We start from the raw sequence: 15,607 nt of genomic DNA, 5'->3' as shown, positions 1-15,607 counted from the left end.
GGGGCGGATTACTTGTCCGCCCGCTGCTGCTTCTTCGCCAGCAGCTGCCGCAGCGCCGCGACCTTGGCCGCGGCCTGGTCCGGCGGCAAATCGGCCTTCATGAGGATTTCGGCCTCGGCCTCGCGGCCCTGCAATCCCAGCACGAGCGCGAGGTTGGCGCGGACCCGCGCATCGTTCTGATTGCGCTGATAAGCGCGGCCGAGCACCTGTTCGGCCTTCGGCAAATTGTTTTGCAGCATATAGGACAGGCCGAGATTGGACAGCACGGTCGGCTCGTCCGGCACGATCTTCAACGCCGCGGCATAATATTGCTGCGCCTCCTCGTTGCGGCCAAGCTGATCGAGCGCCGCACCCTGCGCCGACAGGATGCGCCAGTCCGGATCCTCGGGCGTATGCGCGCGGCTGAGGACGTCGAAGGCCTGCTGGAAATTGCCGCTGTCGGCGAGCGCGCGGCCATAGCCGGCGAGCAGCGCCTTGTTGCTGGGATGGGCGAGCACCGCCTGCTCCATGACCGCAACCGCCTGCGCGCGCTGGCCGGACTCGCGCAGCGCCTTGCCGTAGGCGAGCGCAATGTTGGGATCACTGGGCTTGGCGCGATAGCGCTCGCGCAACGCATCCATTTCCGGCTTGGCATCGGCCTTGACGGCCGTTTCCGATCTGACACCGAGCGCGCCGGTCACATCCTCGATGCCGGCGGTCTGGCAGCCACCCAAGGCGAGCACCAGAAGTGCGGGAAGCAGCAATCTCGCCGGGGGAGAGGCGAGGGACGAACGCTTGGACATACTCTGATCACTCGGCAACTGATCAGAGATGCTTACCGATTAACGCTAAATTCTCGTTAAGGACGCGGCTTGGGAGATCTCAAAGCATGATCCGGAAAAGTGCGCAGCGGTTTTCCGAAAAGACCTTGCTTGAACAACAACCTAAAGCGCGATGCGATTCATCCTCATCGCGTCGCGCTTTAGTCGGTGAACTCGGCACCGAATTCGCAGCCGATGCGCCAGCGCAGGCGGCACTGGCGGGAATAATCGGGTGCGAAGATGATGGTGAATTGCGGCGGCACTTCCAGGAATTCCGCCACCACTTTCACGCCGCCATCCGAAATATCGGTGATCGTGCAGTCCCGCGGCAGCGAGCCCGCGCCAAAATGGATCTTGGCGAGCCGGCTGCATACCCGACGTTCGCTTCTCCGGCGATTTGCAAGCATTTGAATTGTTCACCCGTTAGACCACGGCCCATCCCGCAGCCTTAGGAGTAGCGGACATTCGTTGGAATGTGCTGAGGACAGAAGCTGGCATTCGAGGCTTAGTGTCGGCGTGGTGTTTACGTTTGGTTAGGGCTTGCTGCCCGTTCGGGATCGTTCCCGTATTGTTCTTGCGGAAGCGGCCCGCCTCTGCTACCCCTAATTGTGCGAGAGGGGCAGGCTGGTTTGAGCATGGTTCAGCGGGTTTCCACCGTCGCCTTTGAGGGGATCGAGGCCCGTGCGGTCGACGTGCAGGTGCAGGTCGCGCCGGGCTTGCCGGCCTTCGCCATTGCAGAGTGTGAATGCCAACGCTATACGGCGGCGGCAATCAGTATCACACGGAGATTGCAATGGAATTTTGGAACCCGGTTAGCATCGTTGCGCTGAAGAGCACCAGTAAGCCTGTTTGTGTCATGGCTCCGGTGGCGCGGCCGCTGGAAGGCCTTGGGAGCCTTGGAGAGCGCGTCGTACAGCGGCAGGCGTACGGGGGACTGGCGGATACGACCGAGCCGCTGGAAGCCCTGAGAGCCGACGCTACGGACCGAGGCTGAGCCATGGACGCCCCTCCGTACACCGAAGCCCAGACCAAGGCGTACTCATACGTCAGGTTCTCGACACCTTCGCAAGCCGCTGGAGCCAGCCTGCAGCGTCAGAGCGAGAAGGCGGCCAAGTATGCACTTGAGCATGGGCTGACGTTGGACACCGAGTTGAACATGACCGACCTGGGCGTGTCCGCGTTCCGCGGTAAGAACGCCCGCACAGGGGCGCTCGGGGAGTTCCTTGAGGCCGTTCGGAAAGGTTATGTCGAGCGGGGAAGCTACCTGCTGATCGAGAACATGGATCGTCTGTCGCGTGCCGACATCATCACCGCACAGGCGCTGTTCAGCCAACTGATCGTCAGCGGCATCACCGTGGTCACCTTGACGAACTTTGAGGCCTACTCATTGGCGCGCCTCGAACGCGAGCCAGAGGCCCTCTTGCTCGTTGTGTTGGAGCTGATCCGCGCGAACAAAGAGAGCGTGCGGAAAGCTCAACTCATCGGCGACGCCAAGGCGCGAAAGAAAAAGCGACTTGCAGAACACGGACTTGAAGGCAAGCCATACACCCGGCAGACACCCGCTTGGATCAGGTGGTCTGAGGACGATCAGCGATACACCTTGATCAAGGAGCGTGCCGACCTCGTGCGCGAAATGTTTAAGCGCATGGACGCGGGTGACGGGCTTGAGCGCATAGCCCGCGACTTCAACCAACGCGGCGTCCCGACGTGGGGCAGAAGCGGAAAGCAGAGAACCGCAGATCACTGGCGCACGAGCTACATCCGCAAGGTGCTCACGAGTACCGCACCTATTGGGACCTTCACGCCACACACTACAACGCATGATGAGGTTACCCGAGCGCGCCGTGACGAACCTATGGCACCCGTGGAGAACCTGTTTCCGGCCGCTGTCGATGCGGACACATACTGGAGAGTTCACCGCAAGCTCAGCACAACGGCGGCACGCGGGCGCAACGCCAGACAGGCGCCGAAATCCATCGTGGCCGGCATCGTGTTCTGCGCCACTTGCGGACACGCGGTCACGAGGGTCGCCAAGGGTCAGTACGTGTACCTCGTGTGCTCCCGAGCCAACATGCGAGCGGACGGACACCCCTATCAGGCCGTGCGGTATGACACCGTCGAGAAGGCGCTGAGAGAGAACGCACGGCGGCTGGTCAAGGATGCGCCCAGAGGGAAGAGCACCGCAGCGCTGGAAAAGCTGATTGAGCGGACGCAGGCTGAGGCGGACGGAATGGAAACCCTTGCATCCGATTTGCTGCAGCTAATCGCCGAAGAGCGGGGGACACCTGAGGCGACGGCAGCGTCGCGAAAACTGAGAGAGGTGGAGCAGCGCCTCAAGAGCCTTAAGAAGGAACTTCGGGACCTGAGGGCTCAAAGGGACACGCTGACCACCGCCAGCGTTAAGGACCGCCTCAAGGCGGTGGAACGCGCACTGAGCGGCAACACAGACACCGTGGAGATCAATGGGGTCCTGAGGGACGCCATACGACGCGTTGTGCTCGATCCGGAGCAGGGACACCTCTGGGTCCGGTGGCACCACTCTGACGAAGTGCAGGACGTTCCGTGTGCTACTCGACACATGAGTTGGGAAGACTTTCGGGAAACGAAGCCGCCAATGCGCGCATTGTTTCCTGACCACACACATCCAACGAACACGAAAGAAGGGTGAGCCGAGTGGCCAAGAAAACCAACAAGAAGGTGCAGCGGGCACCGCGAGGCCCACGCGTGACACGTGCTGACATCGTAATGCCAAAGGATAGCGGGAAGACGGCCGCAGAGTTGAAGGCTGACAGCGAGAAGGCAAAGCCGACACAAGGGCCGGTGAAGCGCTCGCTGCCGCGCAGCGCCATTTACGTTGCCGAGGAGGCCTTCCAGTGGCGCGGGGGTCCAAAGCAAGACCGCTGGGAGCGCGAGAACCACATTTACACACTCGCGAAAGACCTGCGAAACCAAAAGGCACCCCTAACGCGCCTACTGGTCTGGCAAGTAGGGAAAAGATTTTACGTGATTGATGGCCACCATCGCCTTGGCGCGTATGACACCGCGAAGTGGAAGAAGGACATCCCGGTGGAGGTATTCACCGGCACATTGGATCAGGCGCGGCTGCGGGCTATCGCAGGCAATGTCCGAGACAAGCTACGCATGACGCCGGGCCAAAAGAGCGCAGCGGCTTGGAGGATCACAAAGGAAAACATCGGAAACCTGACCGCCGACGAGGTGGCCGAGCACACCACCATTTCCCGCCGGACCGCATTCGCCATGAAACAGGTCTGGAAGGAGCTGAACGCGCGCACGGACCTAAGCGATGAGCAGCGGGAGAAGCTCCCGACGATAACTTGGAAGGCGGCCAGAGACCTCCGCGAAGGGATCGAGCCAGACGCGGACTTTGACGCTGATACTTGGAAGGAAAAGAAGGCGGAAGAGGTCGCTGAACTTATCAGGCGACACAATGCTGAGATTGGGTTGCTGGCAGACATCGAGATTGCTGCCATGGCGCTTAGGATGTTGAGCGAGAGGTTGCCTGAAGCTCTGATCGAAGAATGGGCCGGGGACTATCCAGAGCTGATCACGGAGCTGGCAGCACGGATCACCAACCCACCTCCGGACCTCGAGTTCTGAAGGAGTGCAAATACAGGACGTGCAAATTGCACCCTCGGAATACGCTGGCTTTAGGGCCGAAACGGAACTAATATTACATCGCGAGAGGAAGCCAAGCCTCCCTCAAGGCTAACTCCACCCAGCGCAAGCGCCGGACGGCCCTGCAGTCCCAGTTTATGACTATCTTCGGGATATTGAGGTGGCGATAATGCTCTAACGAAACCGTCGAGGGCCACCGTGGACCCCGTGCGGTAGTGTCAGCTAAGCCTCCTCGGCAGGATCCTCGTCATCGTGCGCAATCTCCAAGGCCGTGGGGTTGTAAAGCCTATACGAGCGCCCCTCCCGTACGACCGTGCCCGTGACCTTTACAGGACGGTATGCGCGATGCGCCATCAAGGCTCTATTATAGTCGGCATCGGGTAGGGCGACCGTAACCTTGCGCATCGTGCCCTCTACCCGCGCGAACACCGTAACGAACCCAAAGTCGTCCCCATCGTCCCTTTCTAACTTCACGACCGGGCCCTCTATCAAATAGCCCCCGAGCCTGTCGTATTGCCGAAAAAGACGCGCCGCCTCCTGGAGGGTGGGCACAAAATCTGAGTTTATCCGCACCCTCGCTGGCACGCTGTCCGCAGGAAGAGGCCGGTTAAGAGACCACGCTACCGTAAGATCAATCGCAGAAGCATCGATGGGCCCGAAGAAGCCGGCAATCGCTTCGCACAGGTTGGCACTAACGCCGCCGTCAACAGCACGTTGGAAAGGCCCGAAGTCTTGCTCCTCAGAAATCGAAGAAGCTGCAGCGGCGTTCATCGCTCGCTCCACCGCTCCGGTAAGCATTTTGACGACCGAGCGTTCAAAGGGCTCCTCCGGAAAGAGGTCGGTGTCGCTGTGGAAGGTGAGCTGGGGGGATACTGGAGAGAGCACCGTTAGCACGTAGCTTCCGTGTTCGGTTTGGCCAAGCCGGGCCTTCGACATGTACTCCAGTGCAGGCTGAGGCTTTCGCGAGTGAAATACGGGCCGAGGCCTTACCGTAGCGCATGCAGCGGAAAGAAGGAGTTCTCGTGCCTGCTCGAAGAGCCGCACGCCAGCATCGATGCGGACAGTACCGTCTTGAGTGCTTGCACCGCGCGCAGCGAGCCGAATGACGTCGAACCCGGAATTGCGCAGGTCCTTGAGGATGTCGAGCTGGGATCGGTTCTCGACGGTCTCCAGTTCTTGGAGCGCCTCAGAAATCTGAGTGACATAATCCCGCGCGTCTCTCGTTGCGGGGACGAGGATTTCGGCCTCCGGATGTGCGCTATGGAACCACACAGAGAATTTTCCGGGCACCTCGCTGAACCTTTGCCAGCCACGCGAACGCAGGTAGCCAACGACATTGATTGGCGTCAGCGAGCCAATAGCCTGTGCGTCCTTTATGACTGCTCTCACGAGAGGTCTAATCCGTTGCTCGTGTTGGACATCATGACTTGCAAGGCGGCCGGATTGAAGACGTTGTTCTTCGGAAGATGAACCGTTTGCGTGGTGGTGTTCGAACTCTCGGCGGCGCCCTTGAGCGAAAGCCAATAGGCGCAATGGCTCATTACAAGCTCCCTGTGCGACTGACTAAGCCACTCGTTGACGTTAGGCGGAACTAAGACCAGCACCAGTATTCTTGGAATGCTGACCAATGGGTCCCGCAGATTGTCATAAGTCTCAAGATCCAGCGGATAGGAAATCGGGTCCGATGACGCGAGGCCGCTCATTTGACACTTAGCTTGGATGTCAATTTGAGGCTTTGTCCTGACCAACCCTATCACCCGCGATTTTACGGAGTAGTCAATCTTGTCGTGATCGATGCTGGGCACTGACAGCGAACACCCGGCAGCGGCACACACCGCCCGAATGTAGGCCCCTGAGAACTCATCCTGTCTGTGAGAGGTCGCCGCGTACGGCGAAACCGTTGGCATTTCGAGACCCGTTTGCCCCACGCGAGCGCTGATCAGTACGACAATTTATTGAATTGCAACTTAACGCAATACAAGCCCTGTTGCGCAACTCCGGAGATCGGGGAGCGAAGCCGCTGATGCAAGTTCGGCGGCGGCCGCCCCTTGAAGCCGAGCAGTTTGAAGTCGGGGGGGCCGGGTCGCTCTGAAAGGGGCCCGGTAGTAAAAAGGGGACCCATTCAGGGGCTGAGAAACTCGGCCCGTCTAAGCACTTAGGAGGAGCAAACTAAGTCGGGTCTTTCCAGTTGTGGAGGAGCCACCGAAACATGCTTCTCTTTTCATCGTCCGGGCCCATGCCCGCCCAGTCGGTCGTCCCGTCTATGCGGAAGACCAAAAGGTTCACACCGGGCGCAATTTCATCGGCCAACTTGTCCCGAATTGCAGCGGCAGTGAACGCCGAGCGAGTGGTATCGACCAGCCAGAGGTTTTTCAGGTAGTGCCACCAGCCCACCCGGTTCTCTTTGAGATACTCAAGGAACGCGCGCTCTTGGTCTTTAGTCATGTCGTCTGTAGCAACAATGAAGCGGCTCATTTGGTGCCTCTCGGCTTGGACCGCTTCGACGCTGCAGGCTTCGCGCTAATGAGTTGCGGAGGCCTCCCGAGCCTACGAGGCTCCTCAATGACCTCACCGTCCACTATGTCTTCCATAGGGCCGGTGGTGTCGTCGCCCACAAGCCGGTGCTCGATTTCCAGCTTACGAATTGCGAACTGCTCGGACCGAAGGAATTCCGGATTGGTCTTAGCAAAATACAAATAGGCAAGGATGAACACGAGGAAGTTGATAGAGAGCAGAACGGCGAGCAGCACAAGAAGCCACTCGGATACGTGGGCGATACCAGAAGCTACGAGGGCTGTGATGAGAAGCACCATCATCCAGGAAAGCGTTTGCAGGACGGTGCTGCGTGCCCCGTTGATGAAGGCGGGAACAGGAAAGAATGCTGACCAATTCATGGGCTTTGGGAGGGACCGTCCTTACGGCAGCGATTACCGACGAACTTGGTATCACGGCTACGCCTCGACCGGAACCTGTCGGCAGGCTGGAGCCGGGCGGCGGCAGCACCTTAAAGGCAAGTAGATTTGAAGCCGAGAGGGTGGGAAAGGCCAAAATAGGGTCCACGCGACCAGATGGGACCCAAATATTTGTCATTGACGACCTGCCTTTGCGATCGTCGGCCTGCCGGACAAGGCGGTGTCGGAGGCGCGCGAGCGGGTGCGCTCGGCGCTGATCGCCTCCGGCCTGGCGCTGCCGGCGCGGCGGATCATCGTCAATCTGGCGCCGGCCGACCTGCCGAAGGAAGGCAGTCATTACGACCTGCCGATCGCACTCGGCCTGATGGCGGCGATCGGCGCGATCCCGCCGGATGCGCTGACCGGCTTCACCGTGCTCGGCGAGCTCGGCCTCGACGGCTCGATCGCGCCCGTGGCCGGCGTTCTTCCCGCCGCGTTCGGCGCCAATATGCGCGAGGAAGGGCTGATCTGCCCGGTCTCGTGCGGTTCTGAAGCGGCGTGGGCGAGCCCGGACATCCAGATCATCGCAGCAAGCTCGCTGATCCAGATCGCCAACCACTTCAAGGGCACGCAGGTGCTGTCGCGGCCGTCACCGAAGGTGCATGAGCCCGCGGCCTCGACGCTCGACCTGCGCGACATCAAGGGTCAGGAAAGTGCCAAGCGCGCGCTGGAGATCGCCGCCGCCGGCGGGCATCATCTGCTCATGATCGGCGCGCCCGGCGCCGGCAAGTCGATGCTGGCGGCGCGCCTGCCCTCGATCCTGCCGCCGCTGTCACCGAGCGAACTGCTCGAGGTCTCGATGATCGCCTCCGTCGCCGGCGAGATCGAGGGCGGCGCGCTGACCGCGCGGCGGCCGTTCCGCTCGCCGCATCATTCCGCCAGCATGGCCGCGCTCACCGGCGGCGGCATGCGTGCAAAACCCGGCGAGATCTCGCTGGCGCATCAGGGCGTGCTGTTCCTCGACGAATTGCCGGAGTTCGATCCGCGCGTGCTGGATTCACTGCGGCAGCCGCTGGAGAACGGCGAAGTCGCGGTGTCGCGCGCCAATCACCGCGTCACCTATCCTGCCCGCTTCATGCTGGTCGCGGCGATGAATCCGTGCCGCTGCGGCAACGCGTTCGAGCCGGGCTATGCCTGCAAGCGCGGCCGCGTCGACCGCTGCACCGGCGACTATCAGGCGCGCATCTCCGGCCCGCTGATGGACCGCATCGACCTGCGCATCGAAGTGCCGGCCGTGACCGCGGCGGATCTGATCCTGCCACCGCCGGCGGAAGGCTCCGCGGAGGTCGCCGCCCGCGTGGCCGCGGCGCGCGACATTCAGCTCGCGCGTTATGCCGATGCCGGCCTGCCCAAGGTTCGGACCAATGCCGAGGCTCCTGCCTCCGTGCTGGAGGAGATCGCAAAGCCGGACGCGCAGGGCCAGAAGCTGCTGCGCGACGCCGCCGAGACCATGCGGCTGTCGGCGCGCGGCTATCACCGCGTGCTGCGGGTGGCGCGCACGCTGGCCGACCTCGATCGCGCCGACAAGATCGGCCGGCTGCATCTCGCCGAAGCCTTGTCCTACCGCGCACTCGCGGAGGATGTGCGGCAGATGGCTTGATCATTCCGCGCATCAACCCGGCGGTAACGAGTTTCCTTTACGCTCTGCAAACCATAAGGCCCAATGAGTTCCCCGGGCCCGGACGGGTAGAGTGTCATGTTGCGTTTCAAGTTCCTGGCCTCGGTTGTTCCCTTGTTGGCGGCTGCGGTGTTCGCCCGCGCGGAGATCGGTTCGGTCTCGCATCCCTGCATCGCCCTCGGCGAAACCTCGGTCGAGCTCACCTCCCTGTTCTGGACGGCCGCCGTCCATGTCGCCTTCACCGAAGATCCCGCCCGGGCCACAGTGCGGGTTCAGATCACCGACGATGCCGATACTGCGGACTTCGCCGTGGTCGACGACGGTCTCGGTTCCGAGCCGGATTCCTGTCAGGCCAATCCCTCGACGCGCCTGGTCTCGATTGCCGCTCAGCCCGTCGATGGCGGCCAGGTGATCTATCTCTCCACCGAAGGGCCGGCGGATTACCGCATCTATGTGCGCTCGAAGTCGTTCTCGCAGCGCGAGGCCGCGGCGCTGATCGTCGGCGCCCATGGTGGCCATCGCCCGCTCCCGCTCCAGGCCGCCTCGCTCTGAAGCGTTAACACCTCGTCAACCCTGTTTGGAGGCAGCGCCAAAGCCTCAAGCTGTTCGCAAGGTCGGCGCGACATCGTCGCAGACGGCGGGTGGCGGAATTCGAAAAAGAGTCGGGGTCGGTGCGATGGGTCGGACGTTCCGGATCAAGGTGCGCATGCGCCGTTTCAGGCGACAGCATCCCCGCATCGCCTTCGCGATCCGCTCTTTCATGATCTTCTCGGCGACGTTCGGCGGCGCCTATGGTTTCGTGTCCGGCAGCCGGTCCGAAAGTTCCGGCTACGATCCCCACACCTTTGCGATCGGCGCGAGCTTCCTGTTCGCGCTCGCCTGCCTCGGCCTTGCGACGCTGAGCATGCGCCTGCGTTTCGTGAACAAGCGGCTGCGCACCCTCGCCGCCCACAACGAGGCGCTGATCGACCGCAATTGGGAGCTGAAGGAGGCGGAAGAACGCGCCCGCAGTCTGTTCGAGCAGCAAGGCGACCTCATCGTGCTGCGCGCTACCGATGGCCGCATCACTTTTGCCAACGAAGCCTATTGCGCGCTCGCGGGACAAGCGCGCAGCGCGCTGGTCGGCACGCGTTTCGATTTCGACGTGCTGGAGCAGGGCGACAGCGCCCGCGAGAGCAGCGGCACACGCATCCACGACCAGAAGATCGCAGCCCCGCTCGGCGCGCGCTGGATCGCCTGGCGCGAAGGTTATGTCCGCCTCGATGCCGGACAGCCCGCCGAATTGCAGAGCGTGGGGCGCGACGTCACCGACCGCACCGAGACCGAACGCGCTCTATCCGACGCGCGCGACCAGGCCGACGCTGCCAACCGCGCCAAATCGCGCTTCCTCGCGATGGCTTCGCACGAGATCCGCACGCCGCTGAACGGCATCATCGGCATGGGCGGCCTCCTGCTCGACACCAATCTGACTCCGGAGCAGGGGACGTACGCCAGGGCGGTGAAAACCTCGGGCGAAGCCTTGATGGCGCTGATCGAGGAACTGCTCGACTATTCCAAGATCGAGGCCGGCAAGCTTGATCTGGAGCAGCGTCCCTTCGCGCTCTCGACCCTGGTCGAGGAGATCACCGAGCTGCTCGCGCCCCGCGCGCAGGCCAAGACGCTGGAGATCGCCGCCTATGTCGACGAGCGCCTGCCGCTGGAGGTGGTCGGCGATGCGGCGCGGCTGCGCCAGGTGCTGCTCAATCTCGCCGGCAACGCCATCAAGTTCACCGGGAGCGGTGGCGTCGCGCTGATCGTCGAGCCCGGTATCTGGCCGAACGAGATCAGCTTCCTGGTCCGCGACTCCGGTATCGGCATTGCGCCGGAGGCGCAGCAGCGCATCTTCCGCGAATTCGAGCAGGCCGACGAGCGCGTCGCCCGCACTTATGGCGGCACCGGGCTTGGCCTTGCCATCAGCGAACGCATCGTCAAGCGCATGGGCGGCCGGATCACGCTCGCAAGCGAGCCGGGCAAAGGCTCGACCTTCGAGATCGCGGTGCCGCTTCCGCCCTCGCAAGCCAGTGCGGGACAGACGGCCTTTCCGAGCCCCGACCTCACCGGCAAGTCGATGCTCCTCGTCGCCGACGGCATCGAGGCCTCGCTGATCGCGCGGCGCCTCGAGCGCTGGGGTGGCCAGACCTGCATGGTTGCGGATGCCGCGGTCGCCGAAGCGCTGCTGCCGGAACGCTCATGGCACGCGGTGCTGATCGATCGTGCGATCGGCCCTGCCGCGGCCGACCAGCTGGGCGAACTGGCCCGCGCGCATGCGCTGCAGCGCCTCGTGCTGCTGACCTCCAGCTCGCGCCACGAAAAGCTGTCGCCGGCCTTCACCGGTTTTCTGGTGAAGCCGCTTCGGGCGGCCTCGCTTGCCGCGCGCCTTGCGATGACGCCGGAGGTGGCCTCGCCCGATCTGGCGCCGGAACCGCCGGCGGAAGCTGCCGGCGCGACACCGGCCAAAGCAGCGACCAAAGGCCTGTCGATCCTCGTCGCCGAGGACAACGAGATCAACGCGCTGTTGATGCGCTCGCTGCTGACGAAGCTCGGCCATCGCGTCGTCATCGCCGTGCACGGCGAGGCCGCGCTGGAGTCCTGGCTCGCCGCTTCATCGGCCGGCACGCCCTATGATCTCGTGCTGATGGACATCCAGATGCCGCAGCTCGACGGCATCGAGGCGACGAAGCGCATCCGCGCGCATGAGGCCGCGACCGGCGGCCACCACACGCCGATCCTCGCGCTCACCGCCAATACGCTGGTGGAGGACCGTTATGCCTGCTTCGAGGCGGGCATGAACGGATTCCTGATCAAGCCGCTCGATCGCGACAAGCTGGACGAAGCGCTGGCAGGGCTGGCGGCGTCACGGCGGCTGGCAGTCTGATCCGAAAACCTCACGGGAACCTCATCCCATCAGCAATCGATAATTGAAATCGACCGCGTTGCGCGCCACCATTCTCCGGGGGCCTTTGCAGGAGGGTTTCGCGCATGAACGTGCTTTGCCGCCTCGTATTCATTGTTCTTCTCGCTGGATTTTCCCGACACGCCGCGGCCGATACGCCGGAGCTCATCACCTCGCTCAAGCAAGGCGGCTACGTGCTGATCTTTCGGCACACCGCCACCGACGACAGTCAAAAGGACGTCTACCCCTTCAAGTTCGACGACATGAGCGCCCAGCGTCAGCTCAGCGAAAAGGGCAGGGACATGGCGCGCCAGATCGGGGCAGCGGTCAAGGACCTCGAGATCCCGATCGGCGATGTCTACACCAGCCGACTCAACCGTGCGATCGAGGCCGGCAAGCTGATCTCCGGCCGCGAGGTCAAGCCGGTTGACGCGTTGACGGACAGCAGCAACGCCAGCGCATCGGGAATGGCAAACCCGACCGGCGCCAATGCAAAGGCCGGACAGGCGGTGCGCCAGCTCGTCGACGCGCCGCCGAAAGCTGGTACCAACAATTTCCTGGTCACCCACAAGACGAACATCGCCGATGCCTTTGGCAAGGAGGCCGGCGACGTCGGGGAAGGCGAGGCTTTCGTTTACAAGGCCGGCAGCGCCGGCCCCGCCACCTTTGCCGGACGCATCAAGCCTGCGGATTGGAGCGCCAAAGCCGGCAAGTGAAGCGCCCGCATTCGACCCTGTTCGCTGGTGTGATGGAGGGGCCGGATTTCCCCGGCCTCGACGAGCCGGCTCACGTGGAGGGTATCCGGCCAATGTCTCGGCAACTGAGATTTGCCGAGACATTGCCGACACGCCGCGGACAGATTGACCTTGTCCGACTTGCCCCCGCACGATCGTCTTGTGATACCCACGTCTTGCGAGTTCCGACTGAAAGGCTGGCGAACAGGTGAGAACATCGGAAGACCGCTCATTTCTCGCATTGCTTGCCGCAATCACGGTCGCGTTTGGCTGGGTGCTTTGGCCTTTCTCCGGAGCATTGCTGTGGGCCACGCTGCTGGCCATCATCTTCGCCCCGCTCTATCGACGCTTCCTGGAAACCCTGCCGGGAAAGCGTAACCTTGTCGCATTCTCCACCGTTGTCGTCGTGGTGGTGATCGTCTTGATCCCTGTCGCGATCGTCATCGCCTCGCTCATCGACCAGGGAGGGGAGCTGTATCAGCGGGTTCAGTCGGGGGAGATCAGCTTTGCTCATCCGCTTCAGCAGCTGAAATCCGCACTGCCTGACTGGGCTGCTCCCATGGCGGATCGCCTCGCCAGCATCGATTTTTCGGCCCTGAAGGAACGCCTGTCGGGTCTGCTCGTCCCGGCCGGCCAACAGCTGGCCGGGCACGCGATCAACATCGGTCAGTTGACCCTCGAATTCGTCGCAAGCTTGCTCGTGATGTTGTACCTGCTGTTCTTTCTGCTGCGCGACGGTGACGAGCTGAACGCGCGCATCCGCGACGCCCTGCCGCTGCGTGCGAGCCACAGCGCCGAGATTCTGACTGCGTTCACCCTGGCGGTACGCGGGACGATCAAGGGAATCATCCTCGTTGCCCTGATTCAGGGCGCGCTTGGCGGGGTGATCTTCTGGTTGCTCGGACTGACCGCACCGCTCCTGGCGGGCGCGCTGATGGCGCTGCTCTCGCTTCTGCCCGTGCTTGGCTCCGCACTGGTGTGGTTTCCGGCCGGGCTCTATCTGCTCGTGGCAGGCTCAGTCACGAAGGGAATCATCCTGCTCGCTTTTGGCACCTTCGTGATTGGCCTTGCGGACAACTTTCTTCGCCCCATCCTGGTCGGGCAGTCGATCCGGATGCCAAGCTACATTGTGTTGCTCGCCACCCTGGGCGGCCTTGCGGCTTTCGGTGCAAACGGCTTCGTCATCGGCCCACTCGTCGCGGCCATGTTCCTGACGGCCTGGCAGGTCTACGTCCGCTCGAAAGAGCAACAGGAAGCCCGGAAATGACCTGCTACGCGGCGTAAGCGATGAAGCGCGGCGCGGAGAGCTTGTCGGGCGGCCCCGGAGTGTTCTGGAAGACGGTGTCCGTTTTTGCCGCCCGCTTGCAATGCGGGCATACGAAGAGATGCGCGATCACCGGAACCGGCTCGTCCGCGAGCAGTTCCGAGCGGAACCACCTCATCTCGACATGGCAATCCGGACAGGTCGGTGCTTCGAGTTGTTCCGCAGCACTTCTGAGACGATCAACCATCGAGACCTCGCGTTTTCCAAGGTCTTAGCCCAATACCTCTCGTCGGTCTGCAACAAAAGATACCGCTGCACGAACGCGCAGGATCCGCCGACCGCCGCGATTACAGACGCCTGAGCGCCACGCTCTCCACGGTGTGGTCGGCGCCCTTCTTCAGGATCAGCGTCGCGCGAGGGCGGGTCGGCAGGATATTGTCCTCGAGATTGGCGAGGTTGGTGCGTTCCCAGATCGCGATCGCGGTGGCAGTGGCTTCCTCGTCCGACAACAGCGCATAGCGGTTGAAGTAGGACTTCGGATTGGTGAATGCGGTGTCGCGCAGCGCCAGGAAGCGCTTGATGTACCATTGCCGCAGCGCGGCTTCGTCGGCGTCGATATAGACCGAGAAATCGAAGAAGTCGGAGACCACGGGCACCGCCTTGCCGTCGCGCGGCAGCTTGCCGGTCTGCAGCACGTTGACGCCCTCGACGATCAGGATGTCGGGCTGGTCGATCTCGGCCCACTGGTTCGGCACGATGTCGTAGGTCAGATGCGAGTAGACCGGCGCACGCACATGGCGGCGGCCGGACTTGATGTCGGACAGGAAGCTGAGCAGCAGCGGCAGGTCGTAGCTTTCCGGAAAGCCCTTCTTCTGCATGATGCCCTGCCGGTCGAGCACGGCGTTCGGATAGAGGAATCCGTCGGTGGTGATGAGTTCGACCTTCGGACGCGGCGACCAGCGCGCCAGCAGGGCCTGGAGCACGCGGGCCGTGGTGGATTTTCCGACCGCGACCGAGCCGGCGACGCCGATGATGTAGGGCACCTTGCGGTCGCGGATGTTGAGGAACTGGCGCTCCGCATAATACAGGCGCTGCATCGCATCGACATAGATCGAGAGCAGGCGTGACAACGGAAGATAAATATCCTCGACTTCCTTGAGATCGAGGCGATCGTGCAGCGAGCGCAGCCGGTCGAACTCGCCCGGCTCCAGCGTCATCGGCGTATCGTCGCGCAGACGCGCCCACTCCTCACGCGAATAGATGCGGTACGGATTATACTGCTGCTCGGGTGCGCGGATATCCATAACGCGACCTTTCCGTTGCGGCTTATACTAGCCCTTACGCGACGCTTTCTCTTCCAACCCTGACATATTCGTCCGCTTGTCGAGCGCCGCTTCCACCTCTTCCAGCTTTACGCCGCGGGCCTTGAGCAAGACAAGGAAGTGATAGAGCAGGTCTGCGCTCTCCGCGATCAGATGCGCGCGATCGTTTTCGACTGCTGCGATTACGGTTTCGACTGCTTCCTCACCGAACTTCTTGGCGCAATGCTCGGCGCCCTTGTCGAGGAGCTTGCGGGTATAGGACGCTTCGCCGCCCGCCGCCGCACGGGCGTCGATGGTCTCGGCCAGATCGTGGATCGTGAAACGCGGCATCGGAATTACTCGGAAACACG

At 62.5% G+C, this 15,607-nt stretch carries 15 protein-coding genes and 2 pseudogenes; 8 read left to right on the top strand and 9 right to left on the bottom strand.

All coding sequences use genetic code 11. The annotated features are described in order from the left end of the window. Positions 1–8 precede the first annotated feature (8 nt). Together BM190_RS00495 and BM190_RS00490 are read right to left on the bottom strand one after the other, a co-directional pair. Positions 9–782: a tetratricopeptide repeat protein gene (locus tag BM190_RS00495; protein ID WP_092251356.1), complete on the bottom strand. Its 774-nt coding sequence runs from the start codon at positions 780–782 to the stop codon at positions 9–11. Between the two features lie 179 nt (positions 783–961). Next, the gene (locus BM190_RS00490) at positions 962–1,207 is read right to left on the bottom strand and encodes a PilZ domain-containing protein (RefSeq protein ID WP_011083489.1); all 246 of its coding nucleotides are present in this window, start codon (positions 1,205–1,207) and stop codon (positions 962–964) included. A gap of 228 nt (positions 1,208–1,435) precedes the next feature. Here BM190_RS00490 and BM190_RS41825 point away from each other — a divergent pair. From BM190_RS41825 to BM190_RS00475, 3 genes and pseudogenes are all read left to right on the top strand, one after another. Next, a pseudogene (locus BM190_RS41825) lies at positions 1,436–1,534 on the top strand (ATP-binding protein); the annotation flags it as partial. 263 nt (positions 1,535–1,797) lie between these two features. After that, the gene (locus BM190_RS00480; protein ID WP_092251353.1) at positions 1,798–3,468 is read left to right on the top strand and encodes a recombinase family protein; all 1,671 of its coding nucleotides are present in this window, start codon (positions 1,798–1,800) and stop codon (positions 3,466–3,468) included. A gap of 5 nt (positions 3,469–3,473) precedes the next feature. Then, positions 3,474–4,418 (top strand): ParB N-terminal domain-containing protein, encoded by a 945-nt coding sequence (locus BM190_RS00475; RefSeq protein ID WP_143108992.1) that lies wholly within the window; start codon positions 3,474–3,476, stop codon positions 4,416–4,418. A gap of 240 nt (positions 4,419–4,658) precedes the next feature. On the opposite strand, the gene BM190_RS00470 is transcribed toward BM190_RS00475, so the two are convergent. From BM190_RS00470 to BM190_RS00455, 4 genes are all read right to left on the bottom strand, one after another. Next, positions 4,659–5,825: a hypothetical protein gene (locus BM190_RS00470; RefSeq protein WP_092251344.1), complete on the bottom strand. Its 1,167-nt coding sequence runs from the start codon at positions 5,823–5,825 to the stop codon at positions 4,659–4,661. After that, a complete protein-coding gene (locus tag BM190_RS00465) occupies positions 5,822–6,343 on the bottom strand; it encodes a DUF4365 domain-containing protein (RefSeq protein WP_143108991.1) in 522 nt (173 codons plus the stop codon). Before BM190_RS00465 ends, BM190_RS00470 begins: the two co-directional genes overlap by 4 nt. Before the next feature lie 262 nt (positions 6,344–6,605). Beyond that, complete coding sequence (locus BM190_RS00460; protein ID WP_143108990.1) at positions 6,606–6,911, bottom strand: hypothetical protein; 306 nt, start codon at positions 6,909–6,911, stop codon at positions 6,606–6,608. Beyond that, complete coding sequence (locus BM190_RS00455) at positions 6,908–7,330, bottom strand: hypothetical protein (protein ID WP_092251341.1); 423 nt, start codon at positions 7,328–7,330, stop codon at positions 6,908–6,910. Before BM190_RS00455 ends, BM190_RS00460 begins: the two co-directional genes overlap by 4 nt. 202 nt (positions 7,331–7,532) lie before the next feature. Here BM190_RS00455 and BM190_RS00450 point away from each other — a divergent pair. From BM190_RS00450 to BM190_RS00430, 5 genes and pseudogenes are all read left to right on the top strand, one after another. Continuing rightward, a pseudogene (locus tag BM190_RS00450) lies at positions 7,533–8,987 on the top strand (YifB family Mg chelatase-like AAA ATPase); the annotation flags it as partial. 96 nt (positions 8,988–9,083) lie between these two features. Continuing rightward, positions 9,084–9,557, top strand: coding sequence for a hypothetical protein (locus BM190_RS00445; RefSeq protein ID WP_092251340.1), 474 nt, complete (start codon positions 9,084–9,086; stop codon positions 9,555–9,557). A gap of 124 nt (positions 9,558–9,681) precedes the next feature. Further along, positions 9,682–11,919, top strand: a complete 2,238-nt coding sequence (locus tag BM190_RS00440) for an ATP-binding protein (RefSeq protein ID WP_092251339.1) — start codon at positions 9,682–9,684, stop codon at positions 11,917–11,919. A gap of 104 nt (positions 11,920–12,023) precedes the next feature. Continuing rightward, a complete protein-coding gene (locus BM190_RS00435) occupies positions 12,024–12,653 on the top strand; it encodes a histidine phosphatase family protein (protein ID WP_092251338.1) in 630 nt (209 codons plus the stop codon). Between the two features lie 226 nt (positions 12,654–12,879). Then, positions 12,880–13,938, top strand: coding sequence for an AI-2E family transporter (locus BM190_RS00430; RefSeq protein ID WP_092251336.1), 1,059 nt, complete (start codon positions 12,880–12,882; stop codon positions 13,936–13,938). Between the two features lie 4 nt (positions 13,939–13,942). Here the strand turns inward: BM190_RS00430 and BM190_RS00425 are convergent, their stop codons facing one another. From BM190_RS00425 to BM190_RS00415, 3 genes are all read right to left on the bottom strand, one after another. Beyond that, on the bottom strand, positions 13,943–14,182 hold the full coding sequence (locus BM190_RS00425) for an SIR2 family protein (protein WP_092251335.1): 240 nt from the start codon (positions 14,180–14,182) through the stop codon (positions 13,943–13,945). A gap of 100 nt (positions 14,183–14,282) precedes the next feature. Continuing rightward, positions 14,283–15,239 carry a type I pantothenate kinase gene (coaA, locus tag BM190_RS00420; protein WP_018323521.1) on the bottom strand — a complete coding sequence of 319 codons (957 nt, stop codon included), beginning with the start codon at positions 15,237–15,239 and terminating at the stop codon, positions 14,283–14,285. A 27-nt stretch (positions 15,240–15,266) separates the two neighbouring features. Beyond that, positions 15,267–15,587: a phosphoribosyl-ATP diphosphatase gene (locus BM190_RS00415; protein ID WP_018323522.1), complete on the bottom strand. Its 321-nt coding sequence runs from the start codon at positions 15,585–15,587 to the stop codon at positions 15,267–15,269. Positions 15,588–15,607: the final 20 nt, after the last annotated feature.

This window comes from Bradyrhizobium sp. Rc3b, from assembly GCF_900114915.1.
GTDB lineage: Bacteria > Pseudomonadota > Alphaproteobacteria > Rhizobiales > Xanthobacteraceae > Bradyrhizobium.
Note: the sequence above shows the minus strand (reverse complement) of the source record. Positions and strands in the feature narration are given on the sequence as shown.

Bases quoted from the DNA above. Each gene is read 5' to 3' on its own strand.
- coaA (WP_018323521.1), bottom strand. From the start codon at position 15,239: ATGGATATCCGCGCACCCGAGCAGCAGTATAATCCGTACCGCATCTAT.
- BM190_RS00440 (WP_092251339.1), top strand. From the start codon at position 9,682: ATGGGTCGGACGTTCCGGATCAAGGTGCGCATGCGCCGTTTCAGGCGA.
- BM190_RS00455 (WP_092251341.1), bottom strand. From the start codon at position 7,330: ATGAATTGGTCAGCATTCTTTCCTGTTCCCGCCTTCATCAACGGGGCA.
- BM190_RS00495 (WP_092251356.1), bottom strand. From the start codon at position 782: ATGTCCAAGCGTTCGTCCCTCGCCTCTCCCCCGGCGAGATTGCTGCTT.
- BM190_RS00415 (WP_018323522.1), bottom strand. From the start codon at position 15,587: ATGCCGCGTTTCACGATCCACGATCTGGCCGAGACCATCGACGCCCGT.
- BM190_RS00425 (WP_092251335.1), bottom strand. From the start codon at position 14,182: ATGGTTGATCGTCTCAGAAGTGCTGCGGAACAACTCGAAGCACCGACC.
- BM190_RS00445 (WP_092251340.1), top strand. From the start codon at position 9,084: ATGTTGCGTTTCAAGTTCCTGGCCTCGGTTGTTCCCTTGTTGGCGGCT.
- BM190_RS00490 (WP_011083489.1), bottom strand. From the start codon at position 1,207: ATGCTTGCAAATCGCCGGAGAAGCGAACGTCGGGTATGCAGCCGGCTC.
- BM190_RS00465 (WP_143108991.1), bottom strand. From the start codon at position 6,343: ATGCCAACGGTTTCGCCGTACGCGGCGACCTCTCACAGACAGGATGAG.
- BM190_RS00480 (WP_092251353.1), top strand. From the start codon at position 1,798: ATGGACGCCCCTCCGTACACCGAAGCCCAGACCAAGGCGTACTCATAC.
- BM190_RS00460 (WP_143108990.1), bottom strand. From the start codon at position 6,911: ATGAGCCGCTTCATTGTTGCTACAGACGACATGACTAAAGACCAAGAG.
- BM190_RS00435 (WP_092251338.1), top strand. From the start codon at position 12,024: ATGAACGTGCTTTGCCGCCTCGTATTCATTGTTCTTCTCGCTGGATTT.